Origin of the sequence: Candidatus Lernaella stagnicola (genome assembly GCA_030765525.1) — a bacterium.
GTDB lineage: Bacteria > Lernaellota > Lernaellaia > Lernaellales > Lernaellaceae > Lernaella > Lernaella stagnicola.
Window position 1 is genome coordinate 147,422 of record JAVCCK010000007.1, and the last position, 26,667, is coordinate 174,088.

Annotated in this window: 20 protein-coding genes; 15 read left to right on the top strand and 5 right to left on the bottom strand. The window is 60.6% G+C overall.

Annotated elements, in window-relative coordinates:
* Positions 1–2: 2 nt before the first annotated feature.
* Positions 3–698, top strand: a complete 696-nt coding sequence (locus P9L99_03235; GenBank protein ID MDP8222347.1) for an HAD family hydrolase — start codon at positions 3–5, stop codon at positions 696–698.
* Positions 691–2,508 carry a phospho-sugar mutase gene (locus tag P9L99_03240; protein MDP8222348.1) on the top strand — a complete coding sequence of 606 codons (1,818 nt, stop codon included), beginning with the start codon at positions 691–693 and terminating at the stop codon, positions 2,506–2,508. Before P9L99_03235 ends, P9L99_03240 begins: the two co-directional genes overlap by 8 nt.
* A 30-nt stretch (positions 2,509–2,538) precedes the next feature.
* Here the strand turns inward: P9L99_03240 and P9L99_03245 are convergent, their stop codons facing one another.
* Positions 2,539–4,353, bottom strand: coding sequence for a hypothetical protein (locus P9L99_03245; protein ID MDP8222349.1), 1,815 nt, complete (start codon positions 4,351–4,353; stop codon positions 2,539–2,541).
* Between the two features lie 192 nt (positions 4,354–4,545).
* On the opposite strand from P9L99_03245, the gene iorA reads away from it, so the two are divergent.
* From iorA to holA, 8 genes are all read left to right on the top strand, one after another.
* Entirely contained in the window at positions 4,546–7,962 is a 3,417-nt protein-coding gene (iorA, locus tag P9L99_03250) for an indolepyruvate ferredoxin oxidoreductase subunit alpha (GenBank protein ID MDP8222350.1), read from the top strand.
* On the top strand, positions 7,959–8,561 hold the full coding sequence (locus P9L99_03255; GenBank protein ID MDP8222351.1) for an indolepyruvate oxidoreductase subunit beta: 603 nt from the start codon (positions 7,959–7,961) through the stop codon (positions 8,559–8,561). The genes iorA and P9L99_03255 overlap by 4 nt, the downstream gene beginning before the upstream one ends.
* A gap of 72 nt (positions 8,562–8,633) precedes the next feature.
* Complete coding sequence (locus tag P9L99_03260; GenBank protein ID MDP8222352.1) at positions 8,634–9,191, top strand: hypothetical protein; 558 nt, start codon at positions 8,634–8,636, stop codon at positions 9,189–9,191.
* Positions 9,192–9,193: 2 nt separating this feature from the next.
* Positions 9,194–9,880, top strand: coding sequence for a PHP domain-containing protein (locus tag P9L99_03265; protein ID MDP8222353.1), 687 nt, complete (start codon positions 9,194–9,196; stop codon positions 9,878–9,880).
* Between the two features lie 72 nt (positions 9,881–9,952).
* Complete coding sequence (locus tag P9L99_03270) at positions 9,953–10,657, top strand: hypothetical protein (GenBank protein ID MDP8222354.1); 705 nt, start codon at positions 9,953–9,955, stop codon at positions 10,655–10,657.
* Positions 10,658–10,736: 79 nt separating this feature from the next.
* On the top strand, positions 10,737–11,237 hold the full coding sequence (locus P9L99_03275; GenBank protein MDP8222355.1) for a hypothetical protein: 501 nt from the start codon (positions 10,737–10,739) through the stop codon (positions 11,235–11,237).
* A gap of 14 nt (positions 11,238–11,251) precedes the next feature.
* Positions 11,252–11,797: an LptE family protein gene (locus P9L99_03280; GenBank protein ID MDP8222356.1), complete on the top strand. Its 546-nt coding sequence runs from the start codon at positions 11,252–11,254 to the stop codon at positions 11,795–11,797.
* 2 nt (positions 11,798–11,799) lie between these two features.
* Positions 11,800–12,789, top strand: a complete 990-nt coding sequence (gene holA, locus P9L99_03285) for a DNA polymerase III subunit delta (protein MDP8222357.1) — start codon at positions 11,800–11,802, stop codon at positions 12,787–12,789.
* Here the strand turns inward: holA and rpsT are convergent.
* Entirely contained in the window at positions 12,786–13,052 is a 267-nt protein-coding gene (gene rpsT, locus P9L99_03290; protein MDP8222358.1) for a 30S ribosomal protein S20, read from the bottom strand. The genes holA and rpsT overlap by 4 nt on opposite strands.
* Positions 13,053–13,312: 260 nt before the next feature.
* Between rpsT and P9L99_03295 the strand changes: the two genes are divergently transcribed.
* The 4 genes from P9L99_03295 to lpdA all read left to right on the top strand — a co-directional run bounded on the left by P9L99_03295 (position 13,313) and on the right by lpdA (position 18,973).
* Positions 13,313–15,172 carry an acyl-CoA dehydrogenase gene (locus tag P9L99_03295; GenBank protein MDP8222359.1) on the top strand — a complete coding sequence of 620 codons (1,860 nt, stop codon included), beginning with the start codon at positions 13,313–13,315 and terminating at the stop codon, positions 15,170–15,172.
* A gap of 105 nt (positions 15,173–15,277) precedes the next feature.
* Positions 15,278–16,465 (top strand): hypothetical protein, encoded by a 1,188-nt coding sequence (locus P9L99_03300; protein ID MDP8222360.1) that lies wholly within the window; start codon positions 15,278–15,280, stop codon positions 16,463–16,465.
* Positions 16,462–17,580 carry a hypothetical protein gene (locus tag P9L99_03305; protein ID MDP8222361.1) on the top strand — a complete coding sequence of 373 codons (1,119 nt, stop codon included), beginning with the start codon at positions 16,462–16,464 and terminating at the stop codon, positions 17,578–17,580. Before P9L99_03300 ends, P9L99_03305 begins: the two co-directional genes overlap by 4 nt.
* Positions 17,573–18,973, top strand: coding sequence for a dihydrolipoyl dehydrogenase (gene lpdA, locus P9L99_03310; protein ID MDP8222362.1), 1,401 nt, complete (start codon positions 17,573–17,575; stop codon positions 18,971–18,973). Before P9L99_03305 ends, lpdA begins: the two co-directional genes overlap by 8 nt.
* A gap of 69 nt (positions 18,974–19,042) precedes the next feature.
* On the opposite strand, the gene P9L99_03315 is transcribed toward lpdA, so the two are convergent.
* The 3 genes from P9L99_03315 to P9L99_03325 form a co-directional block, all read right to left on the bottom strand.
* On the bottom strand, positions 19,043–21,808 hold the full coding sequence (locus tag P9L99_03315; GenBank protein ID MDP8222363.1) for an Ig-like domain-containing protein: 2,766 nt from the start codon (positions 21,806–21,808) through the stop codon (positions 19,043–19,045).
* A gap of 18 nt (positions 21,809–21,826) precedes the next feature.
* On the bottom strand, positions 21,827–23,083 hold the full coding sequence (locus P9L99_03320; GenBank protein ID MDP8222364.1) for an outer membrane protein transport protein: 1,257 nt from the start codon (positions 23,081–23,083) through the stop codon (positions 21,827–21,829).
* A 187-nt stretch (positions 23,084–23,270) separates the two neighbouring features.
* Positions 23,271–24,692 (bottom strand): pentapeptide repeat-containing protein, encoded by a 1,422-nt coding sequence (locus tag P9L99_03325; protein MDP8222365.1) that lies wholly within the window; start codon positions 24,690–24,692, stop codon positions 23,271–23,273.
* Positions 24,693–24,843: 151 nt separating this feature from the next.
* Here P9L99_03325 and P9L99_03330 point away from each other — a divergent pair, with 151 nt between their 5' ends.
* Positions 24,844–26,652 carry a hypothetical protein gene (locus tag P9L99_03330; GenBank protein ID MDP8222366.1) on the top strand — a complete coding sequence of 603 codons (1,809 nt, stop codon included), beginning with the start codon at positions 24,844–24,846 and terminating at the stop codon, positions 26,650–26,652.
* Positions 26,653–26,667: the final 15 nt, after the last annotated feature.

A 26,667-nucleotide genomic window follows, 5' to 3' on the forward strand; every position in this document is an offset into this window, starting at 1 on the left:
AAGTGAATATCTACCTGTTCGACATCGACGGTACGATTATGCTTTCCGGCGGCGCGGGCATGTGCGCCATGACCCGTGTCTTTCACGAGCGTTACGGCATCGCCGACGCCTTTCGCGACTTTCACTTCCAAGGAAAAGTGGACCCGGCGATTTTCCGCGAGGCGCTGGTGAAGCACGGCGTAGACGGCGACCACAACGGCGAGATCAAAGCGCTGATCGAAATGTATGAAACTTATATCGCCGAGGAAATGCCGCGCTCGCCCAACCCAACGCTTTTTCCCGGCGTCGCCGAGTTGATTCAAGCCATGACCGGGCGCGCGGATATCTCGATCGGCCTGCTCACGGGCAACGTACTCGGTGGCGCTAAGGCGAAACTGTCACGTTTCGACTTATGGAAATATTTCCCCTACGGGGCGTTCGGCAACGACAGCGAGGATCGTCCCGCACTCGTGCCCATAGCGCTGGATCGTGCCGGCGCTCATCTGGGCACGGTAGTCGAGCCGGGCCCGCATGTTTATATTATCGGCGACACGGACCGCGATATCGAAACGGCGCGCGCCAACGGCTGCACCGCCGTCGGAGTGGGGACGATGAATTTCTCCTCGACGGAGTTGACCGAGCTAGGCGCCGATATCGTATTTGATGACTTCTCGGACACCGACCGGGTACTGCAGGAACTGGGAGTGGAACATGGCTGATCACCTCGAACGGTATCTCGCGTTGCTCAATTTCTACCGCGATAGCGGCGAAATCACCGACGAGACCTACCAGAACGCCAAGATGTGGCTGACCGACCCGCGCTTTGCCGATTTTCAACGCGACGTTATCGCGCTGATTCGTCCCACGGCGTTGATCGACGCCTTTTACCAAATCATCCCCTTCGGCACCGGCGGACGCCGCGGTACCGTGGGCACCGGCAGCAATCGTATGAACGCCCGCACGGTCGGCGAATCGGCCCAAGGGCTCGCCTCCTACATCATCAGGCAAGACAACGGCGGCGCGCTGGCCGAGCGCGGCGTGGCCATAGCCTACGACGTGCGCAATTCGTCGGAAGAATTCGCCCATCTCACCGCCGAAGTGCTGGCCGGCAACGGTATCCGCGTCTTGCTCTTCGACAGCCCGCGCTCGACACCCTTGCTCTCCTTCGCCGTTCGGCATCTGCCGACAACCGCCGGCGTCGTCATCACCGCCAGCCACAATCCGCCCACCGACAACGGCTTCAAGGCGTACTGGCAAGACGGCGGGCAGATCGTGGCGCCGCATGACGTGGCCATCCTGGAAGAAGTCAAAGCGGTGACCGACATCGCGCGGCTCGACTTCGACACGGCAAAAGAGAAAGGCCTTGTCGCGATGCTCGGCAGCGAGGTGGACGAAGCTTACTTTGCCATGATGGAACGCGACCTGAATTTCTGTGACGAACGAGCCGCAAAAATCGTCTACTCGCCTTTGCACGGCACGGGTTCGACGATCGTCACGCCGTTGCTGGAACGTTTCGGTTTCCACGACGTACACGTCCCCGAAAACCAGATTCCGATGGACGGCAATTTCCCCACCGTCCCGCGCAACTACCCCAATCCGGAAGACCCCGACGCCATGGCCGTCGCGGTGGCCCTCGCCAAGCAAATCGACGCCGACGTCGTACTCGCCAGCGACCCGGACGGCGACCGCCTCGGCGTTTTCGTACCGGCGGGCGGCGGCGAATACATCTACCTCACCGGCAACGAATTCCAGCCGCTGATGCTCGACTTCGTGGTCTCGCGGCTCCAGACCGCCGGAAGCGTGTCGCAGCAGGCATACATTTGCACCACGCAGGTGACGACCAAAATGATTCGCGCGGTTGCCGAATCCTTCGGCGTGGAGGTCGTGGACAACCTGTTGGTCGGATTCAAGAACGTCGCGTTTGAAATCCTCTCACGCGAGGGGCGTGGCGTCGCGCCGGAGAATATGATCTTCGCGTGCGAGGAATCGATCGGCTACATGATGCACCACGAGGTGCGCGATAAGGACAGCGCCTCGGCCGCGGTGATTGCCGCGCAGATGACCGCCTTCTACAAAAGCGAAGGCAAGTCGCTGCTGGATCGTCTCCATGAGCTGTACGACGAGCACGGGTATTTTTTCAACAAAGGTTTTTCGGTCTTTTTGCATGGGGCCGCGGGGCAAACGCAAATGGCCCAGTTGATGGATCGCTTGCGCCGGGAGCCGCCTCGGGAAATCGCCGGGCTGCCCGTCGTGAGGATCACCGACCGCCTACAAGACACGGAACTCGACATGTCTACCGGCGAGAAAAAGCCGTTGGGATTGGCGCAAAGCAACGTCGTGGTGTACCAACTCATCGAGGGCGGCGGACGAACCACAGTGTCGATCCGGCCCTCGGGCACGGAACCGAAAATCAAGCATTACATCGCGCATTATGGCCCCAGCGAACAGCAGGAGGCCGTGCAGGAAAAAGGGCGGGAATTGGAAACCGCCGTGCGCGACTTAGAGCAGCAAATCCTCAAGACGCTCTAGGAGCCACCGCCTGGCTTTCGGTGACGGAATTCAGACTCGGTTGCGAACTTTCTTCACCTGCGGGGCGAAAGGCACGAAGTTCAACCGACTGCCTTCCTCCTCGTTGTTGAAAATCCACCCGACGACTTCACCGATGTCGATCCGCCCGTCAGCGCCCACGTAACACTTGCGATTGAAACGGCTCGACGTGTCCGCCGCGCTGCCGTCCCACGAGAGTGTATCGAGTTGGTGCTGCAACCTCGCGAAGCGGTCGATCCACGTCTGCATGTTTTCCGGTCGCAAATCGAGCCAACCGTCAAACGCGTACTGGTTGATCCGCTTCTTGTTGACCGGCACCTCGTTCTCGCCGCGGAAGGGCGGGCTGACGATCTTCGGCCCACGCAGCATGTCCTCGCCGTTGGGCAGCAAAATCGGAATCCCGATCGAGAGGATGCGGGAACGCAACTCCGCCTCGCGCTTGACCAACGCCGCCAGCTTTTTGGCCATCGCCTCAGGCTTCTGAGCCGCGACCTTCTTCGGCGTGCCGTACACCAGCTTCAGCAGGTACGCTTCATAAAGCAGCTTCGACAAACGGGGCGGACCGAGAATCTCAAACGCGACGGCCTCACCGTGCTTTTGTTCGAGGCGGCGCAGTTGCGACGCGGCGTGATCGCGCATGAAACCGGCGCGATACGTGCTTGCCATGATCGAATTTTTGAGTGCCGTGACGATGTCGTACCCGGTGTTGCCACCCAGCAATTCGGCGCGCACGTTGCGGGCAATTTCTTCCGGCGTGACGTATTCCATTTGTCCCGTCGTGGTGATCGCCGTGAACTCGCCGGGCGAGAAAACGCCGTTCTCGCCGGTGTTGATCTGTACGGCCTTGAGCGGCTTGCCCGTGTCGACGATGCGGCCCTCGGCCTCGGCGGTCGAGATTTCCAGTGCCAGCTTGCGGCCGAGCGTGAAGGGCTTGGCGGGCAGGTTGTCGAACAGTTGAATGGGCTGCTTGCCCCGCCGAACCGTTTCGTAACCGATCGATTTCCAGGCGATCGCCGCGGCGGGTTTGATCTCCATCGTGAAAGCGGTGTCGGGCGTGTTGGACATGAGGAACAGCAGCAGGCTGTGCGCCCCGCCGACGGAACTCTTGGAAAGCAGCTTTTGGCTCGGCTTTTCCTCCGAGTGGGTGTAGGGAATGTTCATTCCCATGCCGCCGGTACCGGTGGTGCCGATCTTCACATAGAAACTGCAATCGACCTTTTTCATAGCGCGGTAGAGCACCTGTACGTGGCGAATCAGTCGGGGTAGGTAGATGCTTGTCAGATGCTCGCGGATGCTGTGGCCGATGTCGGTGATCGCCTTGTCCAGGTTTCCGCCCTTAGTGTGTGCACTCTCGAGCGCGACCAATTTCATGCGCAAATCGAGCGTCGAGGCGTAGACGTCCTTGTACGCGACGATGGTCGCGGTGTTGATCGCGTCGACGACAACATCCGGTTTGTACCGCGTGATGAGTTGATACAGGTAGACTTGGTTGAGGTCTATCTTCTTCAAGTCGTTGAACGTGTCGTCGATAAGTTTATCGAGGTCGTCATTGTCGGCAATCGTACGCGCGTTGCGGTCTTTGAATTCCATACGCGCGAAGATGTCGCCCCACTCGGCAACAAAGGTTGTCGTGATGCGCATGCCGCGCAGTTCTCTCATCTGTGCGCTTTCCCGTTTGAGATCTTGCACCGCCTCGTCGGCTTCTTCCTTCGTGAGGCTGCAAATAATCAACTTGCGGGGATTGTCTTGCAGCAGTTCATGACATACGGCGCGGCCGACTAAACCCCAACCGCCCAGTACGAGAATGGTTTTACCCCGTACGGTCATCGCGTATTCTCCTGTGTAGATGCAGTTTCGAACACAAACCCCTTTTTGAAGGCGTTGCCATATTAGGAAGGCCGCAAAATACTGTCAATGCGACGCCAAAAGGACCGAAACCGGCAATCTATCGCCGCGCCTGACTTCGGTTGACCGTTTTTCGACCTAAGCCTACACTGCGCAGCCGAAGGAGAATGCGCCATGCATCCACTGTTGGCCGCCGCAAATAAGCGCGCTTTGCTTCTTGGAAACGAAGCGATCGTCCGCGGAGCGTTGGAGGCCGGCGTCGGCTTCGTTTCGACCTATCCCGGCACACCCAGCTCGGAAATCGGCGACACTTTTAACCTCTTGCACCAAGAGGCGGGCGTCGGTTTCGAGTATTCAGTCAACGAGAAGGTTGCGCTGGAGGTAGCCGCTGCCACCGCGGCCACGGGCGTACGCACCCTCGTGGCCGTGAAACACGTCGGCGTCAATGTCGCCGCCGATCCGCTGATGACCTTGGCCTATATCGGCGTGCGCGGCGGCTTCGTCCTGATCACCGCTGACGATCCCGGTTGCCATAGCAGCCAGAACGAGCAGGACAACCGGCATTATGCCCGCCTCGGGAAAATCCCGATGCTCGAGCCGGCCACGCCCGAAGACGCCTTCCGCTTGATCCAGGCGGCCTTTGATCTCTCCGAAAAATTCGAGACGCCGTTTTTGCTGCGCACCACCACACGCGTCTCCCACACCCGCGGCGTGGTTTCAGTCGGCGTGCTGGGCGAGAGAAAAACGAAGGGGAGCTTCGTGCCCGACAAGCGGCGTTTTACGCCCGTGCCGGCCGTCGCGCGCCTGCGTCACCCCGTCGTGGAAGCGAACTTGGAGAAAATCGAGCAGGTCTTCAACGATTCGCCGCTCAATCGCACCTGGGGCGACGGGCGTTTCGGCATTCTCACCAGCGGCGTTTCCGCTTGTTACGTGGAAGACGTGGTGACGCGTCTCGGACTGACTGATCACGTCCACGTCCTGCACCTGGCCACGACCTATCCCGTGCCGCGACGCAAGCTCGCCGAATTCGTCGAGCGCGTCGATCAGGCGTTGGTCGTGGAAGAGGGCGACACCCTTCTCGAAGACGAATTGCGCATGGCCTCCAACCGGGTCGGTAAGCTGATCCGCGTGTTCGGCAAGGAAAGCGGCCACTTTTCCAAACTCGGCGAACTCGGCCCGGATGCGGTGGCCGACGCCCTCTCGCAGTTGTTCCAGTTGGACGAGGCGCGCGAATACCGCGACGCCGCGACAGCATTGCCGGGGCGCCCGCCGATCCTCTGCCCCTCGTGCCCCCACCGGGCGACGTACTACGCCGTCAAGCTGGCCGTCGAGAACGAGCCGATGTATCTGTCGGATATCGGCTGCTACACCCTTGGCTTCCTGCCGCCGTTGGATGTCGGCGACTTCTTCATCTGCATGGGATCGTCGGCCTCGAGCGCGGGCGGTTTCTCCGCGGTCACGGACAAGCCGGTGATCGCTTTCATCGGCGATTCCACGTTTTTTCATTCCGGCATGACCGGCTTGCTTAACTCGGTTCACAACCGGCGCGACTTGACACTCGTCGTACTCGATAACAGCACCACCGGCATGACCGGCCACCAACCACACCCCGGCACCCCGGGCGGCGAACTGCCGCAGGCGGACATCGAGAAGATTGTGCGCGCCGCGGGCGTCGAACACGTGGCCACGATCGACCCGCTAAACACGAAGGCGAGTTTGCTTACGATCAGGGAGTTGCTGAGCAAGACCGGCCTCAAGGTGCTGATCTCCCGCAGTCCGTGTCCGCTTTTTGCCCGCAAGGCGTTGGGAGAACCGCGCCGCGAAACGAAGTACCGTGTCGATCCCGACAAGTGCCGCTACTGCGGGCGGGACAGCCAGGGCATGCAATGCGAATTGCACCCGCACGCCGACTACGCACTTGCCCGCGGGCGCGCCCGGGTGTTGGCGGGGCCGGCGGATCCCGACCTGTATCCGGAACAGGCGCCGGCCAAAATGGAGCATCCGCCCTGCGAGTCGGCTTGTCCGCTGGGGCTGTGCGTGCAGGGGTACGTCAATCACATCGCGGCGGGCCGCTACCGCGAAGCGCGGACGTTGATTCGCCAGCGGCTCGTCATGCCCCACACCGTGTGCCGCGTGTGCCACCATCCCTGCGAGGATGTGTGCATTCGAAACGACATCGACGACCCGGTGGCCATCAATCGCCTCAAGCGCTTCGTTATGGACAATGAAACCGACGCCGATCGCGCGGCGTACATCAAGTGGGTACGCGACACCATCCGCGACAACGGGCGGAAAGTGGCGGTCGTCGGCGCGGGCCCCTCGGGGTTGGCGTGCGCGTTTGATCTGCGCTTTCGCGGGTACGAGGTGGATGTTTTCGAAGCCGAGTCCGAGGCGGGTGGTATGTGCCGGTACGGCATCCCGGGTTACCGCTTGCCCAACGACGCCCTCGCCAAGGATCTGGAAATGATCGCCGGCATCGGTGTGACCTTCCACTTTGGCGAGCGCTTTGGCCGGGACTTTACCGAAGCATCCTTGCGGGCCGACGGCTTCGACGCCGCCTACCTCGCGCCGGGACAGTGGAATGGGGCGCGGCTGGGCATTCCCGGAGAAGACCTGCCTGGCGTGACCGATGCCCTGGCGTTGCTGAGGCAGGTCAACACCGGCACTCCGGTTACGCTGCCCGGCCACGTTGTGGTGATCGGCGGGGGCAACACGGCCATTGACGCGGCACGAACGGCGCGACGTCTGGGAGCCGCGGCGGTCACGCTGCTGTATCGCCGCACGCGGGCGCAGATGCCGGCGAACGACGAGGAAATCGACGCGGCGCTGGCCGAGGGCGTCAAGCTTATCGAGTTAGGCGCGCCGCAGCAGGTCGAGAAAATCGACGACCGCTGGCGCGTGTCGTGTGCCCAGATGGAACTTAGCGAGCCCGATGAAGGCGGGCGGCCGCGGCCGGTGCCGACCGGCGAAACCTTTGTCGTCGAGTGCGATCATGTCGTGACGGCCATCGGGCAGATGGCGGCTGTCGGGGCCGACGAGTTGCCGGACGTGAAGGTGGACCGCTGGGGCGGTATCCAAGCCGCGCGGGAAGACGCCGGCACCGGCAATCCGTTTTGGTTCGCCGGGGGCGACGCCGTGTCGGGCGCGAGCAGTGTCGCCGACGCCCTGCAGTGGGGCAAGTACGCCGCGTATGGGATCGACAAGACGTTGGCGGAAGACCCGGACAAGGTGGTGATCGAGCACTGGCGCGACCGTGAACAGCTTCTTGGCGAGTCGCGCTACGCACCGCTTGACGTGCCCACCGAGGCGCGGCGGCATGTTCCAAAGCGGGAGCCGCAAGAAGCGGTCGGCGATTTCGAAGAGGTCGACGGTGTGTTCACCGAGGCCGAGGCGCAGGCCGAAGCGCGGCGGTGCCTGGCGTGCGGGTATTGCGCGGTGTGCCGAAACTGTCTCGACAATTTCGGTTGCCCGGCCTTTTACCAGGAGGACGGCCGCATTCAGATCAATCCGATTCTGTGCGATGGATGCGGCACGTGCGTGCAGGTTTGCCCCAACGGGGCGATCGTGCCGGTCGACGAGGTGGTATCATGAATCCGGATAAAACCACGCGCGTGTACCTTTGCGGCGTCGGCGGGCAGGGTAGCTTGACCGCCAGCCGGCTGCTGGGCGAGGCGGCGATGGCGGCGGACCTGCCGGTGACCGTATCGGAAGTTCACGGTATGAGCCAACGCGGCGGCATCGTGGAAAGCGCGGTGCTGATCGGCGGCGCGAAGAGTCCGCTCGTGGGACGGGGAGACGCCGATGTTCTGATGGCGTTCGAACCGCTGGAGGCGCTGCGGGCGCTGCCTTATTGCGGGGGTAAAACCGTCGCGGTGGTCAACACCCGGGCCATCGTGCCCTTTACCGTAACGCTCGGGCACGGCGAATATCCGGACCGCGATGATATCCTTGAGCAGGTGGCGGCGGTGTGCCGGCGATTGATTTCTTTCGACGCCACAACACTGGCTGAACAGGCCGGCAACGCCATGGCCGCGAACGCCGTTATGCTTGGCGCGGTTGCCGCAACCGGCGCTTTGCCGATGTCGGTTGAAGTCATTGAGCGTATCGTCACCGAGGGCGTGCCGGCGAAATTCCGGGCCACAAACCAACAAGCCTTCAACCTGGGGAAGGCGGCGGCGGCCGGCGGTTGACGCCCGGTCTCGGAAGTGCTTGGCTCCGCATAAGGATAATCCGCACATCATGATTCGTGGGGGGATGCAATTTTGAGATACAAAGTGCTCGCAATTCTTTTGACGATATTTTTGGCGTTCGCACTCGGTTGCAACAAGAAAACCGACGACACGGCCGCGCCGGCGCCCGCGCCGGGACAGAAGGCAGCGGTCAAACCGGAAGTCCCGACGGATTTGAGCGATCCGGGAAAAACAGTGCAAGCCTTTTTCATTGCGATCGACATCATCCTGGATCGCGAGTATCAATTGGCCAATCGCACCCCGAACGAAGAACCGGAAAAAGCGCGACTGTACGGCGAGGCGATGAGCCGTCTGCGGCAGATGTTCGTCGCGGTCGATCACTTTCAAAACGTGGCCGCCTACCTGGACCTCATCCAATTGCAGAAAGTCGAAATCGATGAGAACGCCCGCATCGAAGGCGAAACGGCAAAAGTCGGCGTGGAGCTTATCAAGGGCGACGACTTGAAAGTCGATCCGATGTATTTCGGCGAAAACGATAAGAAAAAAGCGCACGTGGCCGTCGAGTTGGTTAAAAAAGGCGAGCGCTGGCTGATTAAGGACTTCGGCGGTTTGTCCGCTACCGGCAGCTGAATATGGCGCAGACTCCCGCCCTGAGGCGCATCGACCTGCACATCCATACCGAATACTCCAAAACGTCGGAAGTGACCGTTGAGAAATTGGCGGCTTTTATTCGCGACCATCAATTACCGATGGCGACGGTAACCGATTTCGGCACAATCCGCGCCTGTCGGGAACTACGCGAATTAGTGGATTGCCCGGTGTTTACCGGCGTCGAGGTTCGCGCGCCGCAAGGTGATTTTCTCGTTTTCTCCACCGATGAAGGATATTTGGACGACTTACCGGCCACGATCGGCGGCGTCGCCGAATTGCGGCACGACGAGGAAACGGCGGTGATTTGGGCGCACCCTTTTGTCAACCAGCGGGCCAAAAGCTATGAAGTGATCGGCCTGCCGGAAGTTGAAAGCGTGTTGCCCCACGTGGATGGCATCGAGTTGTTCAACGGAACGATGATTTCGCTGCACCAACAAAATCTTCTGCGGCCCGGCTACTTCCAAAATTTAATGCGAATCGCCAGCGACATGGGGTTGGTTATGACCGGCGGCAGCGACGCCCACGAACCGCAGGTGTTGGGGCGGTGTTTTACCAGCTTTCTAGAAGAGATCGCCGATGCCGCGTCTTTGGTCGCGGCGCTCAAGGGGTGCCGGGCCATCCCGGGGTACGACCACGAGTTTTTCGGCGTCTCGATTCCGTTGGGGTGATCCAGGCTTGATTATCGGCGGCTAAAGCGCGAAAAAGGAAGTTGATCAGCGGCATATTGGGGACCGACCGCTATGAAAATGTTCTACATTGCGACAATTTGTTGCCTGTTGGCGACCGTCGCATGGGCTGCCGAGCCGGGGCAGGTGCCCTTAGACACCGACCCCGCGGCCGATACAACCGAGCCTGAAAAGTCGGCTCGGCAAGCCTCGATGTCTTTGGGGCCCAACTACCTGTTGCTTCTGGACCGCGACACCCGCGACATCGTCGGCGATCTGTACGGAGGAATGCTCTCGTTCCGCTACCATTTGCTTTCGTGGATTTCCGCCTCGGCATCGGTCGGCTACCTCGGCGCCTATGGGAAACAAGAGGCCGACGTGGATTACGTTTCCTATCGCCGAGTGTCAACTACTTCGATCACGCCGATGGAGGCTGGTTTTCACGCCGAAATTCGCCCGGAAAAACGATTCAATCCGTATTTGGGCGCCACCGCCGGCGGCATGTATATGGCGATTCAGCAGGATCCGGAGAACATTCGCAGTAACGTGCCGATCTACTATGATGAATTGCGCGTTACCACGCACCAGTGGTTGCCGACGGCGGGGGGCGACGTGGGTTTCGACGTGCGTATCACCGAATGGGTGGGGGCTTATGCGTCGGGATTTTACCGCTGGAGCGCCACGACGACGATTCGCACGGAGTTACCAGGGGCGCAACGCAAGGACGAATTGGCCTTCAGCCACGCGGGCGGTGCGGCGGGCATCTGGGTGTATTTTTGAAATCGGTTGACAGAATGGCCCAATTCGCATAGAAAGTTTCGACATTTTCAACAACGCAGCGATCCAATCGGGGGACGAAATGATGCGGAGAACGCTGGTATTTGCTTTGGTCACCGTACTTACGGTCGTGATGGCCGCAACCGCCTGGGGTGAAACCCGCGAACATGGTTCGAAAAAGGTTTCCATCGACGGTTCTTATCACAAACCGACCGCGGGTGTGAACATCGACCAAATGCGTGTTGAGTGGTGTAACGAAGGCCTAAAGTTCATTCGGTATCACATGGCCGCGTGGAAAGGCACCTACACACTGGAAGACATCTACGTCGTCGAAGACGGCAAGGTTGTCTACAAACGGTCTTCCGAGCGGAAACTTGGTCACAGTATTTCCTACACGGATTTGACCGATGGTAAGTACTTCTTTGATCGCATTTATTTGACCAAACCGGTCGCGCCCTTTACGCGGGAGAAAGGCGAAATCTGGTTCGTGATCTCCTACGAAAAAGAAGGCCAGCCGAAAGACGCGGTTGTCATTTGGAAAATGTCGGATAACTCAATCGACTGGAAGCCGCTGGAGAAGTGAGACTCAACTCTTTTATGCCGAAACAGGGCGGGGATCGGTCGCAGGCCGGTTCCCGCTTTTTGCTTGCCGCCCTCCTGCTGGTGATAGCCGCCGCGGGTTGCGGGTATCATCTGGCGCGTCCGGGTAACAACCTGCCGCCCACTATCCGTCGCGTGGCCGTCCCGGTGCTGGAAAATCAAACAATGGAACCGGGACTCGAAGCCCTGCTGACCGACCAGTTGCGCCGCCGCTTCGCCGAAAGCGGTTGGGTACGGATCAGCGCCGTGGACGACTCCGACGCCGTGCTTCTGGGCAAGGTCGTCAAATTCAAGACTAGTCCCATCGCCTTTAACGAAAGCGACTTCGCCGTGGAATATCGCGCCCAGATGAACGTCTGGGTACGTTTGGTGGATCGTGAAGGAAGGGTATTGTGGGAAGACCGAAATCTGGTAAAAGTGCGGGAGTACCGAAACATCGAAAACATCTTCGACAGCGAGGCGAACAAGCAAAACGCCATCGCCTGGCTGGCGCGGGAGATTTCCACCGAGGTGCACGACCGCATCTTTGACGGATTCGAGTAGATATGCCGCTTTCGCACCTGGATAAAAGCCTCGCTGACGGACTCAAACCGGTCTATCTAATCGCCGGTTCGCAGTCCTACCAGCTTGAGCTCGCGCGGTCGATGATCGTGCGCCACGTACCCTTGGGCGCCATGGCAGATATGAACACCGATGTGTTTTATGTCGGCCAGGACAGCTTGTCGACTGTGCCGCGGCTGGCCAATAGCCTGCCGATGATGTCCAAGCGCCGCCTGATCGTGCTCAATGCGTGGCACAAGGTGAAGGCCAAGGAACGCGACGCGCTAACCGAATATTTGCAGTCACCGGCCGATTTCACGGTGCTGGTGCTGTTGGCCGAAAAACTCGACGGACGGGCGAAGTTCACCAAACTGGCCAAGAAGTACGGGCTTGTGCTGGAATTCGATCGACTCTACGAAAGCAAAATGCGCCCTTGGGTCGCGGCCATCGCGCGGGATCAGGAAGTGGACATAGATCGCGACGCGGTGGAGTACCTCGTACGGGCCGTCGGGGCGGATTTGGCGGCGGCGGCGCGCGAAATCGAGAAAGCCGCGATCCACGCCGGCGGCAAGGCGGTTACCGCAGACGACCTGTCGGCGGTGATGTCTTCGGTCAAGGAGCAGTCCTTCTATGAACTGTTCGACGCGGTGACCGCGCGCAAAACGGCTGAGGCCCTGCGTGTGGTCAAGGAGATCATCGACCAAGGGCAGGCGCCGCTGGGTGTGTTGGCGATGTTCGGCCGCGCGTTGCGGCAACTGGTGGTAGCGCGTCTGTTGGCGCGGGACCGAGTCGACGACCAGCAGTTGGCGCGAGCGCTGGGCACGACGCCGTGGGCCGCGAAAAAGGTCAAGGGGCAGGCGAGGGCGTTCAGCGACGCCGCGCTCCGTAAAGCGCTGGTGACGTTATCGAAGGTCGATTTAATGCTGAAGGACGGCCGCAGTCATGACCGGGCCATCCTGGAACGAATGATTCTGGATTTGTGTCGGCGCAGCTAGATTTGTGCGGCGTGGACGGCTTTGGCCAAGCGCGCGATCCGGCGGCTGGCGGTTTTTTTCTTCAACACGCCTTTGCTGGCCGCTTTATTCAACTCCCGCATCGTCAGGCGGAGCTGCTGCTCGGTCGTTTCGGCGTTGCCGGCGATGATGGCGCCACGCAACGACTTGGTTTGCGTACCCACGCGGGTCCGGATGGACCGGTTGCGCGCCCGGCGCTTGATGTTCTGGCGGATTCGCTTTTCCGCGCTCTTATGATTGGCCACGTTCTGCCTCCTGATTTATCAATCTCGTTCAAAACACGAACGGCGTAGTTTCGTAAAACACAGGGTTCGAATAATTAGCCGCAAGGTCGGCGAATGTCAAGGTCTTTTTCCCTTTTCTTGGATCGTTTTGCCTTGACGCGCTGCTTCAAGAAATGGTACATAAAATTGTTTCTGAATGAGTACTCATTCAGAAACCGCTTCGCGGCAACCGAATCGCTCTGGCGATTGTAGTTTTATCGTCTACCTGAAGGAGAAATCGCATGGACCATTATCTTGTTGACGAGCGGGACGTCCGCTTCGTTCTGGAAGACTATTTGAACGTTGGCCAATTGGCGGAGTACGAAAAGTACCAGGAAGTCGGCTTTGACTGGGATACCGCTTGGGCGATGGTGCAGACCGCGTTGCAGGTGGCGAAAGACGTCATCGCGCCGATCAACGAAATCGGCGACAAGGAAGGAATCACCTTCGAAGACGGTAAAGTGACGGTGCCGGAAGCTTTCCACCCCGCGTACAAAGCCTTCATCGACAACGGCTTCCTCGTGCTATCCGGCAACCCCGAATGGGGCGGCTTGGGTTGGCCGGCCGTCATCAACATGCAAATTATGGAGTTCATGTGCGGCGCCGGCTCGGCGTTCACCATGTTTCCGGAATTGGCCATTGGCGCCGCCCGCATGTTTGATGCCTTCGCCAACGACGAACTGAAAAACAAGTACCTGCCCAAGATGTTCAGCGGCGAATGGGGCGGCACCATGTGCTTGACCGAGCCGGGGGCGGGATCCGATGTCGGCGCGCTGAAAACAATTGCGACGCGCAACGACGACGGCAGCTTCAACATTACCGGCACCAAGCTTTTCATCTCCTCGGGAGATCACGACCTGACCGAAAACATTATCCACCCCGTGTTGGCTCGCGTCGAAGGCGCGCCGGCCGGTATCAAGGGCATCAGCCTGTTCCTCGTGCCGAAAGTTTGGGTCAACGACGACGGTACCTTGGGTGACGGAAATGACGTGGTCTGCGGCAGCATCGAACACAAGATGGGCATCAAGGGGTCGGCCACTTGTACGTTGAACTTCGGCGAAGGCGGCAAGTGCATCGGCTGGCTCGTGGGCAAAGAGAACGAAGGCATCAAGTACATGTTCATGATGATGAACGAGGCGCGCTTGTACGTCGGCCTGCAGGCTGGTTCGCTGGCCGGCACGGCGTACATGAATGCCGTAGCGTACGCCAAAGAGCGCGTGCAGTTCCGTCACATCAAGGATATGGCCAAGCACGACGCCCCGGGCGTGCCGATCGTCGAGCACCCGGACGTGCGCCGCATGCTGATGCACTGCAAGGCTTTCTCAGAAGGCTTCCGCGCGATGTTGGCCAAGACGGCGTTTTACGAAGACCTATCGCACGTCACCGAGGGGGCCGCGAAAGAGCGCTACCACGGCCTCGTCGAATTGTTCGTGCCGATCGCCAAGGCTTACATCACGGACTGGACCTACCACGTGACGGAGCAGGCGATTCAGGTCTACGGCGGCTACGGTTACTGCTCGGAATATCCGGTGGAACAGTACGCCCGCGACGCGAAGATCCTTTCGCTGTACGAAGGCACCAACGGCATCCAGGCGCTGGACCTGTTGGGTCGCAAGCTGACGATCAATCGCGGCATGTTGTTCATGTACTTCATGCAAGACCTGTCCAGCTTCTGCCAGAAGAACGGCAAAGACGAAGGTCTGGGCGATCTGGTCAAGAAACTGCAAAAAGCGCAAGAAGCGCTGGCCGGTACCGTCATGGGCATGGCTGGATACATGAAGAAGGAAACCTTCAACGAGAAGATCGTGCCGGTTCTGCAGGCGCGCCCCTTCCTCGACATGTTCGGCCACATCCTGATGTCGCACCTGTTGCTGGAGATGGCATTTATCGCGCAGGAAAAACTGAACGCGCTGTTTGCCGAAAAGGGCGTGGAAGACGATGCCGCGAAAAAGGCGTTGATCAAGGACAACGACGAAGCGAAGTTCCTCTGGGGCAAAATGATGTCCGCGAAGTGGTTCGTGAACAATATCCTGCCCGAAGCCTTCGTAATCGCCGACTATTTCAAGACCAATGACCTGAGCGCGCTGGAAATCGAGTTCTAGGGCGACGCAAAGACTCATCAAGGCCTCGGGAACCGCACTGGTCCCGGGGCCTTTTTTTGTTATAATCGCACGGACTTGGAAACGCGGGGGTTCTCAAAGCGAAATATGAAAGACCATTTGATCACGTGTCCGCTCTGTAACTACGATATTCCTTTCGATAGCTCGAAGTGTAGTTACTGCGGCGCTCTCCTGGCCCCCGGGCCCTCGCGCAACGTGCCCATTTTGAAGGGCATCGTCTGCTCGAACTGTGGCTCCCGGAACTACAATTACGACTCCTGCGACAGTTGCGGACATCGCTTCACAAAATCCTGTATCAACTGCGGCGCCGACATCGCGCTGAAGGCCACCGAGTGCCCCGAATGTGGTTTTGCGGGGCGGCGCGTGGCGGCCGGACAACGGCGTGAGTCCGCCTCCGATGTCGAGCCGCCGCGCTCGACCTTGATGACCTACAGCATTCCGATCGGCGTGGCCGTGGTGATTGCGTTGGCGGCGATCATCTACGCGATGTGGCCCAGCGCCAAGCCGCCGGGGGCTCCTTCGGAACCCGGGCCGCGACCGGGGGAGGCGCGCGCCGTGGATACCGACGGCGACGGTTCGCCGGATTACTGGGACGTCTACGGCGAAAACGAGATCGTCGTGGAGCGCCGACACGATCAAAACCACGACGGCATCATTGAAAAAGTCGAGTTTTTCGACGCGGAAGGCAATCCGAAATTCGCGCATGTGGACGCTGACGGCGATGGTCAAGCCGAACAAATTCATACCTTCACCGCCAAGGGCGTTCTATCGATGGTCTACCATTACGAAGGGTCGACTTTCGACGTGCCGCGGCGGCTGGAGCGTTACAACGCCGAGGGCAATCTTGTCGAGCGGTGGATCGACCGCAACTCCGACGGCTCCTGGGACAAGTATCAGCGTTACAACGCGCGCGGCAATTTGGTCGTCGAAGGCACCGACACGCAGGAGACGGGAATTATCGACCGCTACTTCGTGTTTCGTGGCAACCGGGAAATATTCCAGCGCATGTACGACGGCGAGGGCGACGGCATCATCGAAAAAATTGAGACGCTTAACAGCCAGGGTATTCGCATCATCATGGAAGAAGATACCGACGGCAGCGGCCGCATCGACAAGAAAACCTTTTTCCATCTCACCGGCAAAACTCGCTGGGTGCAGCTTGATACCAACGGTGACGGCGTGCACGATACTTTCAAGTCATATACGAAAGAGGGACGCCTGGCGCGTACCGGCGTGGATGTCGACGCAGACGGCAAACCCGATACCTGGAAATGAGACTCGGCAACGTCCAACCCGAACCGGAACCGCGTCGCGGCCGGAATGCGGCGTTGGTTGTGGTGTGCCTATACCTCGCGGCGGTCGTGACGGCGAACGTGTGGACGGCGGGGTTCGACTTCCCCCAATTGTCGTCCGCACCGCCGGTGGAAGAGTTAGCGAACCTGCCGAACCCGAAAGTTCTTCGCCATTCGGTTATCGCCCTGCCCAATGCGATCGTGGCGGTTCCCTATCAGGCTGGCGCCTACGAACTGCACGGCATCCTGCCGGCGGAGCTTTCGTTACATTACCGGCACACCGGCGAGCCCATCGAAGGCCGGGTCGTCTTCTTTACCGAAGCCGGCCGAAACCGGTGGTCGCTGATGGCCGAAGGCGCCGCGCGACGCTTCGTCGACGAGGACATGTCGCCAAGCGATTTGATTGACATGCTCCGCCGGGTAGAACGGCCGCGCGCCTGGGATCGGTTGTGGCCGTGGCGGCTCGTGAAAATCGTCGGGCGAAGTGAGGCGAGGCGTCTGGTCATCGCGGAGGGCGGCGGGGCCGAGTTGCGGCGGTTGTGGCGTTGGGAAACGGGCGAGGCGACGGCCGTCGGGCGCGAGTATCCGCTGGGCGGACATACCGGCAGTCGCGTGGTCGTGACCGTGTTCAAGAACGCCCGCATCTACGACCTGCAGTTTGCGTTCAATTTCCCCTCAAAGGATAACCAAGCGTTGGTGCGCGCGTGGATCGAGGCCATTGCGCCGGCCGGCGCGAAGCGGCCGAACAACGAGGTCGGTCTCGTGGAGTGTACGGCGACGCCGGGGGTGGATCCGACGACGGCCGGCGCGCGCTTGTGTCGCGAGTTGTATCTACTCGCCGGTTGGCTGACGAATCGTTACGATACGCGGATCGCGTCGCGCCTGGTCGATTTCCTAGAAGAGCATGACGATCGCGAGGGGCTGCGGGCGGTTACGCGGCAGGTCAAGCTCCGCCAGGCCGAGGACGCGGCGGCGCGGCGCTTGCTGGAGCGCATTGAGCATTTGTTGGCGCAGCCGGTCGTTGTCGCCGGCAGCGACGAAGAGCCGGCGGAACCGGAAAACGGCGACGAGCCGAAAGGGAGCGAAGACGATGAGTGACGGTTACGACGTGGTGGTGATCGGCGGCGGACCGGGCGGCTATGTCGCGGCGATTCGCGCGGGTCAATTCGGTCTGCGCACCGCCCTCGTGGAAAAAAATGCGGTCGGCGGCGTGTGCCTCAACGAGGGCTGCATTCCAAGCAAGGCCTTGATTCACGCCGCGGAAAGCTATCACTCGCTGGCCGGCATGAAGAGCTTCGGCGTCGGCGTCGGCGAGGCATCGCTGGACTGGGCCAAGACCGTGGCGTGGAAGGATCGCATCGTCAAGCGGCTGACCACCGGGGTCAAAACGCTTTTGCAGGCGGCAAACGTCGATCTCGTGCCCGGCGTCGCACGCTTCATCGACGCCAACACCATTGAAGTCGGCGGCGAGACGTCGCAACGCTTAACGACGAGGCACACGATCCTGGCCACCGGCAGCGTGCCGATCGAAGTGCCGAGCTTACGCTTCGACGGCGAGACGGTCATCTCGAGTCGCGAACTGCTCGCGCTGACCGAAGTGCCGCGGCGGTTGATCGTCGTGGGCGGCGGCTACATCGGCATGGAACTCGGCACCGTCATGGCGATGGCCGGCAGCGAAGTGACGATCGTGGAACTGCTCGACGACTTGCTCGCCGGGCAGCCGCGCGACGCGGTGCAGGTCGTCGAACGCAATCTGCGCCGATTGAAAATCAAAGCGATGACCGGCACGAAGGCCGACAAGCTCGAAATCGTCGACGGCGTGGCGAAACTAACCGTGGTCGACAAAGACGGCGCGACCCAAGAACTGACGGCGGAAAAAGTGTTGGTCACCGTGGGCCGCCGACCCTACGACGGCGGCGTCGGCCTGGACGTCGTCGGCCTGGAACGGGACGAAAAAGGGTTTCTGCCGGTCGACGCGCAACGGCGTACGGCGCACCCGGCGATTTATGCCATTGGCGATCTCGTGCCGGGCCCGATGCTGGCGCACAAGGCGTCGGCGGAGGCGGTTGTGGCCGCGGCGGCCATCGCGGGCAAGGAGGCGCGTTTCACGGCGCGGGCGGTGCCGGGAGTCGTGTTTACGTATCCCGAAATCGCCACGGTTGGGCTGAGCGAGGCGGCGGCTCAGGCGCGGGGTATCGAGGCCGAGGCGGCGTCGTTTCCTTACCAGGCGTTGGGGCGCGCGCTCACCATGGGCACCTCGGACGGCTACTTCAAGTGGATTTACCGCACCGCCGACAAGGTCGTTTTGGGCGCGGAGATTTGCGGCCGCGAAGCGTCGAATTTGATCGCCGAGGCGGGCCTGGTGGTCGAGCGGGAGTTGACGCTGGAAGATGTCGCCCACACGATTCACGCCCACCCGACCTTGGCCGAAGGATTGCATGAAGCGGCGGAACTGGGCTTGGGTTGGCCGGTGCACGTACCGAAGAAATAGCGAACCGTTTCCCCGAAAGAAAAAGGGCGCCGATCAAGGCGCCCTTCGTGTATCCGAGCAAGCGGCGGGCTAGAACGTGTTCCACCACGAGAGCGGGTTGCGGCTCACGCCGCGCATCTCGAGGTCGGTCGGCAGCGGGATCGGGATATTGATGCCGATCAGCGGGATCTTCAAGTTCATCGTGATCGTCGTGCGGCCGTCGAGTTCGACGACCATTAAGCCGTCGGGGGAGAACGATAATTCGCCCACCGCGTTGAGCGTTGTGACGCGGTCGAGGGCCGCGTTGAAGTAGTCGTTATCGACGCTGATGTCCGCATTCATGACGGCGTTCATTTCGGTGCGCCGTTCCGGTGATTCCATCGCCGGGGCAAAGCTCGGTTGCGGTATGTCGATGAAAACGCGGCCGAGCGGATCGAATAGACTGTCCTTGGCAAGCTGCGCGATTTCGTCGTCACCAAGCGAGGGCAAGAGGCCGCCGAGATCGATCTGGGTGTTCGTCGAGATCAGCGAAATGCCCTGGCTCAACTCAATGTCCAGGAAGGGCTTACCCACGGCGTTGTAATCCAGCCCCTTGACGTAGGCCATCAAGTAGCCGGCCGCGTACGTGGGCTCGGGTACCAAGAAATTGCGGACCTTGAAAAAGTTCGCCGGCGGGTTCGGAATCGTCTCGCCATTGTCGATGAACCCGGATCCGTCGACATCGGCGACCGGGGAGAGCATGAGGCGCAGCGGCACCCAGTTGTTCGCCGCCGCGGCCGTAAAATCGACGGTCCACTGCTCATTGCCGTCGCCGGGTTCGATATGGTCGCGACCCACGTCGAGTCGAACGCCCGCGTAATTCGTGATGTCCGAAGTCAACACGAGGCGATACGGCGTGCCCGGCGCGAGCGGTTCGTTGGGATAAAACGCTACGCGCTGGAAGAAGTGTACGATCGTTCCCGGAACGTCGCGGCCGGTGTACAAGTCGATGACGCGAAACGTGTCGCCTAGTACGATCGTGTCGGCGTCCATGACTTGGCTGAACCAAACTTCGATCGGAAAGTGCCCCGGAAAGAGGGCGGGCGTGGTGCCGCGGCCGGGATTGCTCGTGCCGACAATCGGCGGTTCGCTGCTCCATTCGATCGCGCCGGTCGTGAATTTGCGTACGGTCTCGACCGCTGTTTCGTTGCCCAAAATATCGGCCAACCCGACACCCACGACGATCTCGTAGGTCGTGTAGGGCTCCAGCGGCTCGCGCGGCACTAAAAGGAGTTTGGGTCCGTTGTTGAGCAGGTCGTTCGCCACTTCCGGCCCGTCTTTGATGCGAAGCGTGACCTCGGCCGTCGAACTCGGCACGCTCACCGGTTCGTCGAACACCATTTGAATCGCTGTACCCAGACGCACGCGGCGCTCGCCCTGGCGTGGGTAGGTCATCCGCAATTCCGGCGGGCGGTTGTCGGGGCTATCGGGCAGCAGCGTTTCGACGTCCTTCATCACCAGGCTCATTGTCGTCCGAATGCGTTCGCCGAGAATAAAGAATTCGGCGAATCCCGCCACTTCGAGAACCAGGTGATTGGCGCCGGGATCGACGCTCGCCGTGCCGTACAGTCTCGTACCGAGGATGATTTGCGACATGATCATCCCCGCGGCCGTGTCCGCCGGAGAAATCGCGGCGTCGAGAGTCAAGGAAACCGCCGCGGGGCTTTTCCCGATCGGTGTGTCGGCGTCCGCGCGGTGCAGCAGGCCGACGGCGTCGGTCAGCACGTGAATCACGATCTCGCCGGTGTCGAGGCCGGTCGGAATCGCGCCGCCAAGCTGCGATTCGATGGACGTTGCGTACAGGCGCTGCCCCTTGCGAATAAGGATGGGAATCGCCTCGGGCGTGAGGCCCGGGTCACCCAGCGACGTGCGAAGCTGGCCGCTTATGTAGGTACGCGTCGGACCGAGCAACAGGCTGTCGACCAGCATGGAATTGGCGTCGTCGCCGGTGAAGGCATGTCGCGGCAACGCGTCGGGAGATATCTCCGCCACACAACTGCTGCGCGCGCCGAGGGTCGGGCAATTTTCGACATTGAGGGTCTTGCGCTCGCCGCTGCTGCGCACATCGAAGTCGAACACGCGGCGCGTCGGAAGCGACTCACCGCCCACGTCCTGGATGCCGGTGGTCAGGGTCATCCTGTAGCGGCCGGGCGTCAGGTCTTCGTCGGGGTCGAACACCATTTGCGTGGCTCGGACGAAAATGGCGCCGTCCACCGCGTTACCTTCGCTATCGGCGAATAGGAAAGTTTCCTTGTTGAGGATCGTGCGCCGGTCGACCGGCTCGGAGAAATAAACGCGGAAGGTGTGGAAATCGAACACCGACGTGCTGGACGGATCGGGTAGCACCGTTTCCACCGCGAGGGGGCGTCCGGCCAGCGGGCGGTCGCCGAGGGTGCTGAAGAAGAACTCGAAACCGTTTTCGGGCAGCTCCGCCGGAGTGTCGTCCATGGACCGGACATCCCCGAAAATGCGCATGTGATAATGCGCATGCGGGTCAAAGGGCTGGATGGGCGTGATGATCATATTGCCGTCATCGACAAAGACATCCACCGGCAACCGCCCGGCGGCGCCGCCGGAATCGGTTCGCCGCAGGTCCACGAATTCGGCCCCGGTTGCTTGATTCAGATTCCGATTGAAGTGAACGATGATCGATCCCGTAATCGGGAACTCGGCGGTATCGCTCGGCGGATAGGTATAGGTAATCCCGAAGCCGACTTCGGTTTCCGGCGCGTACGCCGGGGCGACGAAGTCACCCTCGCATGCCGTGACCAACAGGAGGAAGGCCAGAAGGGCCGGCAGTTTGAAACGTCGCATCATGACTGCTTCCTTTCGACCCTAGTAGCGCACCGTCAACGTGGCGGCCATCCCATTTAGGAAGCCGGAACTTTCGTATTTCTGGCCCTCGGTTTCGAACTCGCGATCCATCAAATATTCGAAAAAGTAGGCCGCGTCGAAACTGACCGGATACGTCAACAGGGGAGGGTTCTGCCAATTGTAACCCAGTCCGGCGGTGGCGATGTGTTTGTCGTTATCGAGCATCATATTGAAGTCGCTGCCGCCGTCGACAACCGGCGAGGGTTGGAAGGAATAGCCGGCGCGCGTGAAGAAGTGGTTGTAAGCCTCGAACTCCAGCCCGAGGTGGGGCACGAAGATATCCTTCATTTCCAGGTCCACGTTGTCGCGCGGCAGATCGTCCATATCAATCAGGTCGGTGAAGTCGGCCCAATTGTGCCAAACCACATCGGCGGAGATATTCATCCAATCCGTCGGACGCCAATACGTGCCCAGGCCGACGCGATGCGGAATGTAGTTGTCCTTGAAGTAGAGTTTCATCGGCAGTTCGGCGAGTTCGTTTTTACCGACTTCCGCCGCGGCCTTGACCTCGATGGGTTGGAATTGTCCCCAGGTGCGGCCGTGCCAGGTCAGGGCGATATCCACCATGTCGAGGTGAAACAACACCGAGGTGATCGGCGCGAAGACCACGTCGCTATCCAAGGTTGTGCCTTCTTCGGAGGTTTTGCCGGCGAGGTCGGTTTTCATCTCGAAAGTGGAGATGCCGTGAAGAGTCGTCACGACGCCGCCGCCGAGGAAAAGCCAATCGGTGACGCCGAAGCCCACCGTGAAGTTGAGCGTAAAGCCGTGGGGGCCGTAGAAATAATAGTAGCCGTCGGAGTTCTGCACGTCGTAGAAGCGAATGAACGCCGCTCCGTTATCGTCAAGCGAGACGTTCAGACCCACGGCAATGTCACGCCGGGACTTGAGCAGTTCATTGAGCTTCGTCACCCAGTTGAACTGCAACACCCGATTGGATTGGTCGAACGCGAAGGTGTCACCTTTAGGGCCGCCCTGGAACTCGGGCTGCGCGTAGAGATAGGTGAACGCCATTTCCGACGTGGGAATACGCGCCATCGCGGCCGGATTGAAATAGGCCGTCGAGACGTCGTTCTCCAGCGCGGTGTAGGCCATCCCCATCGAAATGCCGCGCGCGCCGAAGCCGTAGGCGAAGGGTGCTCCGCCGACTCCGGCCCAGGCGCCGGGTGAGAGTGCGAAAACCGCAACCAATAAACAACACCAAAAGACGATTCGCTTCACGGAATCCTCCTCGCGAGCCGAAGGCGCACTTCGTGCGGGTAGAACAAAGCCAAGCCGACAACTAGATCTTCAATCATGGATTTGATGGCTCAAGCCGCTACGTGAATGAAACGCACCATTCTTAACACGACGCTCTCGAAGCTGTCAACGAAAGGACCTCTTGTCGCAATTACGCGAATCCGCCCCATTACTGATCGCCGGCGGCCGGCGGCGCGGCGGCGGAACTTTCCATTTCTTCAACGGTATCGGCGGCCCAGGCCTTTTGCGTGGGATTGGTCGATTCGGCGGCGACCTTCTTATACAACGCCAACGCCTCACTGCTGCGGCCAAGATCGGCCAACAAATTCGCCAAATCGATGCGCGCGTCATTGAGCGGACCGGGTCGCGAACCGAAAACTTCCAGCAATTGCCGATACAACGATTCAATAGGTTCGAATTTCTTTTGCTTGCGCCACTCCGCGGCGGCGCGGCGCGCGGCGGTGAGAACCTGACCTGCGTCACTATCGGGACCGGCGGCCTCCAACAACTTACGACGTCCCTGCTCGAGCCGGCCCTGGCGGATCTCCAGCATGGCCAGCGCGACACGGGCGTTCATGCGCACAGCGGAGGGCGCGTTGCGGTCGGCGGCGGCCTTGCGGTACGCGGCGGTTTCGGAGGCAGTCTTACCGGCGTCGCGGTGCACGAGTGCGATGTTCATCCAGACACCCGCCTTCTGGTTCGACTCGCTGATCGACAGCAGCTTTTGGAAAGTGGCAAGAGCCTCGGTCGGGTTCTCGGTTTTCCAAAGGTCGGTGCCCTTCTGCATCAGAAGCGCGCGTTGGTCGTTGGGGCGGTCGGTGTGTTGGGCCAGCAACTTGTCGTAGAGCGCGAGCCCTTCCTCGTTGGCGCCTTTGCGGACCATTGCGCTGGCGATGATGGTTTGGGCGCGGAGCCGCGCATCGTCGGCCTTGGTTTCCGCGACGATACCCTTGGCGGTCGTGATCGCCTCCTCGAACGGGGCGGAGCGACGGCACGCGTCGGCGTAGTTCAGTTTCGAGTCTTCGGATCCGGCGCCCTGCGCGAAGGCTTTGCCGTACAAGTCCTTCGCCCGCGGGAAATCGGCGGCGGCGAAGGCCGTATCGGCGGCGGTCAAAAGTTCGGCCGAAGGCAGAGGTTTGGGCGTCACGACCGGCGTGGTTTCCGGCTCGCTCGAACCCGTCGGGCTGAACAGCTCGTAGCCGCCGGAAATAAGAAAGAGCGCCGCGGCCACGACAATCACGGCACCCACGCCCAATAGGGCCGAAAGACGACTGGTCGGTTGTTCCACGATGGCTCCCTCCCGTTCCACTGTGGCGATGTCGGACGGCGCGATGCCGCCGCAACTCACAAAGTGGGTCCGGCGCAAGTCGGCGTGCGACCAATCGACGCGGCCGACGCGGCAGCGCACGAAGCGTGCTTCGTGCAGGTTGGCGCGGGCGAACGATGCGCCTTCGAGGCGGCAGTCGGTAAGTTCGGCCCGCTCCAGGTCGGCGCCGGAAAAATCGACGCCCCTCAAATTCACGCCGGCGATTGTCCAGCCGGCGAGATTTTTGGTGTTTTGCAGCTCGGCAAGCACCTTATCTTTGGTCATACACTGCTCCTGGAGAACGAGGCGATTATACTCGGGGGATCAGCGGCGAACAAACCCGGCCCGTGAAATACTTCGACCGCGGCAACGCTTTATTGACGAAGACCGCGAGAGGTTGCTACATTGCCGCCCTGCCGATGCAAAAGGAGAGAAAATGATCCGAAGGCTGTTTTTCGTTTTGCTCGTCGCCGCGCTGGCCGCAGCGGGATGCGGTGCGCCGCCGAGCGATTTTTACAACATCCGCAAAATCGCGTTCAACAATTTGGAGAAGAAGCACGCGCTGGAATTGGCGCGGGCGCACTTAACCGGCGACACGGTACCGGCTCCCGATGCGGAGCGATATCGGACCGTGTACATCGACGAAACGCGTGGCGTTTTTCTCAGCGCCATTCGACCCAACCAGGCGGCGCTGACCGCGTTTGCTTTCGGCGACTCCATCGCTGCGGCGATCGAGGCGGCGTCGGCCCAACTTCGTCGCCTGTGCGCCAATGAGAAGCCGGCGGATCTGCGCCTACGCGTGGATATTATCGACGAGTCCACCGATGAGCGGGAACGTAGTGTGAACAAGCGCTGGGCGACCGACTTCAGCACCCAAGGTCTGATTTTCGCCACGCAGCCGCCCTTGGCGCTGATGCCGCAAGAGATACGCGACTGGAAAATCATGGATGAGGAGGGCGAATTTCAATACCGGCAGTTCAAGCGCTTCGTGAAGCACCGCATGATCGGCCGCGTCGTGCGCGACCAAGTCAAGAACAGCGAAACGATCAAGTACGCCCGTTTCACCACGATTTCCTTCATGGAAAACACCGCGGGGAAAGTCATCGATTTGCGACGCGGCATAAGGGACGGCAAGTACCCGGCGACGCCGGCGGCGCTCGATGAAACACTCGCCGGGTTGCGCCGCTATATGATCGGTGCGATCGGGCCGGGCGGAGACCTCGCCTACAAATATGATCCGCGCACGCACCAGGTGCTTGGTTCCTATAACGAACGCTTTCATGCCGGCGGCGTCTTCGCGATGCTCTCGTTGGGCGATAAAAGCGGCGATGAAGAATTGGCCAAGCATGCAAAAACCGCGCTGGAGTGGCTCAAGAAACACACGCGCGGGCCACGCGACCAGGACGCCAAGACCGAGGATTGGCTTGCGGTGACCAACTCGCGCCGTGAACACGCCAAGCTGGGCGGCACCGGTATGGCGCTGGTGGCTTTCGGCAAATACACGGAAGTGACCGGCGACCGGCAGTACGTGGAGATGATGCAAGGCTACGGGCGCTTTATCGAATCGATGTCCGACGGCAACGGCATGATGCGCACGAAGTACTACTTCCGCGGCAACATGAAAAAACAGTACTCGACCGCCGAGCAATATTACGCCGGGGAGGCGATCGCCGGGTTGCTGGCGTTGTACAAAGTCGATGCTGATGAGCGCTGGCTGGACTTGGCCGCGCGGGCCGTGGAATACGTTGTGGCTCACCGCGACGCGCATTTGCCGCCTACTAAGGTTCTGCAGGATTTTTGGCTGGTCTACGCGATCAACGAACTGCAGGCGTGGCGACCGAAAGACACGAACGTCGAGTACACGTGGCGCGTGTTTCAGGCCATCGACAGTCACTTCAACGCGGGCGTCGAGGACGACGAATTGGTCGGCAGTTTTTACGACCGCCCCAGTTCTTCGGGCAGCGGGCGCCGTTTGTGCATCGCCGCGACTCTGATGAAGCTCGCCGAACAAACCGGCGACAAAACCCACGTCGACCGCCTCGCGGAGATGTTCGACAAGGGCATCCCCTTCTTGCTGCGCCATCGCTACGACGAGGTGAACACGATGCTCTTTACTCACCCGCAGCGGTCCCGCGGCGGCGTTATGTTTAGCTATTGGAATCCGATGGTACAGATCGACGCGATTGAATATACCGCCCTGGCGGTCCGGTGGGGCCGCCCGTATTTAACTGCGGCGGCGCGTTGACGTGGCTCCCAGGTA

Excerpts from the sequence above, each read along its gene's own strand:
- P9L99_03240 (MDP8222348.1), top strand. The coding sequence starts at position 691 with ATGGCTGATCACCTCGAACGGTATCTCGCGTTGCTCAATTTCTACCGC.
- P9L99_03245 (MDP8222349.1), bottom strand. The coding sequence starts at position 4,353 with ATGACCGTACGGGGTAAAACCATTCTCGTACTGGGCGGTTGGGGTTTA.
- iorA (MDP8222350.1), top strand. The coding sequence starts at position 4,546 with ATGCATCCACTGTTGGCCGCCGCAAATAAGCGCGCTTTGCTTCTTGGA.
- P9L99_03255 (MDP8222351.1), top strand. The coding sequence starts at position 7,959 with ATGAATCCGGATAAAACCACGCGCGTGTACCTTTGCGGCGTCGGCGGG.
- P9L99_03265 (MDP8222353.1), top strand. The coding sequence starts at position 9,194 with ATGGCGCAGACTCCCGCCCTGAGGCGCATCGACCTGCACATCCATACC.
- P9L99_03270 (MDP8222354.1), top strand. The coding sequence starts at position 9,953 with ATGAAAATGTTCTACATTGCGACAATTTGTTGCCTGTTGGCGACCGTC.
- P9L99_03275 (MDP8222355.1), top strand. The coding sequence starts at position 10,737 with ATGATGCGGAGAACGCTGGTATTTGCTTTGGTCACCGTACTTACGGTC.
- P9L99_03280 (MDP8222356.1), top strand. The coding sequence starts at position 11,252 with ATGCCGAAACAGGGCGGGGATCGGTCGCAGGCCGGTTCCCGCTTTTTG.
- holA (MDP8222357.1), top strand. The coding sequence starts at position 11,800 with ATGCCGCTTTCGCACCTGGATAAAAGCCTCGCTGACGGACTCAAACCG.
- P9L99_03295 (MDP8222359.1), top strand. The coding sequence starts at position 13,313 with ATGGACCATTATCTTGTTGACGAGCGGGACGTCCGCTTCGTTCTGGAA.
- P9L99_03300 (MDP8222360.1), top strand. The coding sequence starts at position 15,278 with ATGAAAGACCATTTGATCACGTGTCCGCTCTGTAACTACGATATTCCT.
- P9L99_03305 (MDP8222361.1), top strand. The coding sequence starts at position 16,462 with ATGAGACTCGGCAACGTCCAACCCGAACCGGAACCGCGTCGCGGCCGG.
- lpdA (MDP8222362.1), top strand. The coding sequence starts at position 17,573 with ATGAGTGACGGTTACGACGTGGTGGTGATCGGCGGCGGACCGGGCGGC.
- P9L99_03315 (MDP8222363.1), bottom strand. The coding sequence starts at position 21,808 with ATGATGCGACGTTTCAAACTGCCGGCCCTTCTGGCCTTCCTCCTGTTG.
- P9L99_03325 (MDP8222365.1), bottom strand. The coding sequence starts at position 24,692 with ATGACCAAAGATAAGGTGCTTGCCGAGCTGCAAAACACCAAAAATCTC.
- P9L99_03330 (MDP8222366.1), top strand. The coding sequence starts at position 24,844 with ATGATCCGAAGGCTGTTTTTCGTTTTGCTCGTCGCCGCGCTGGCCGCA.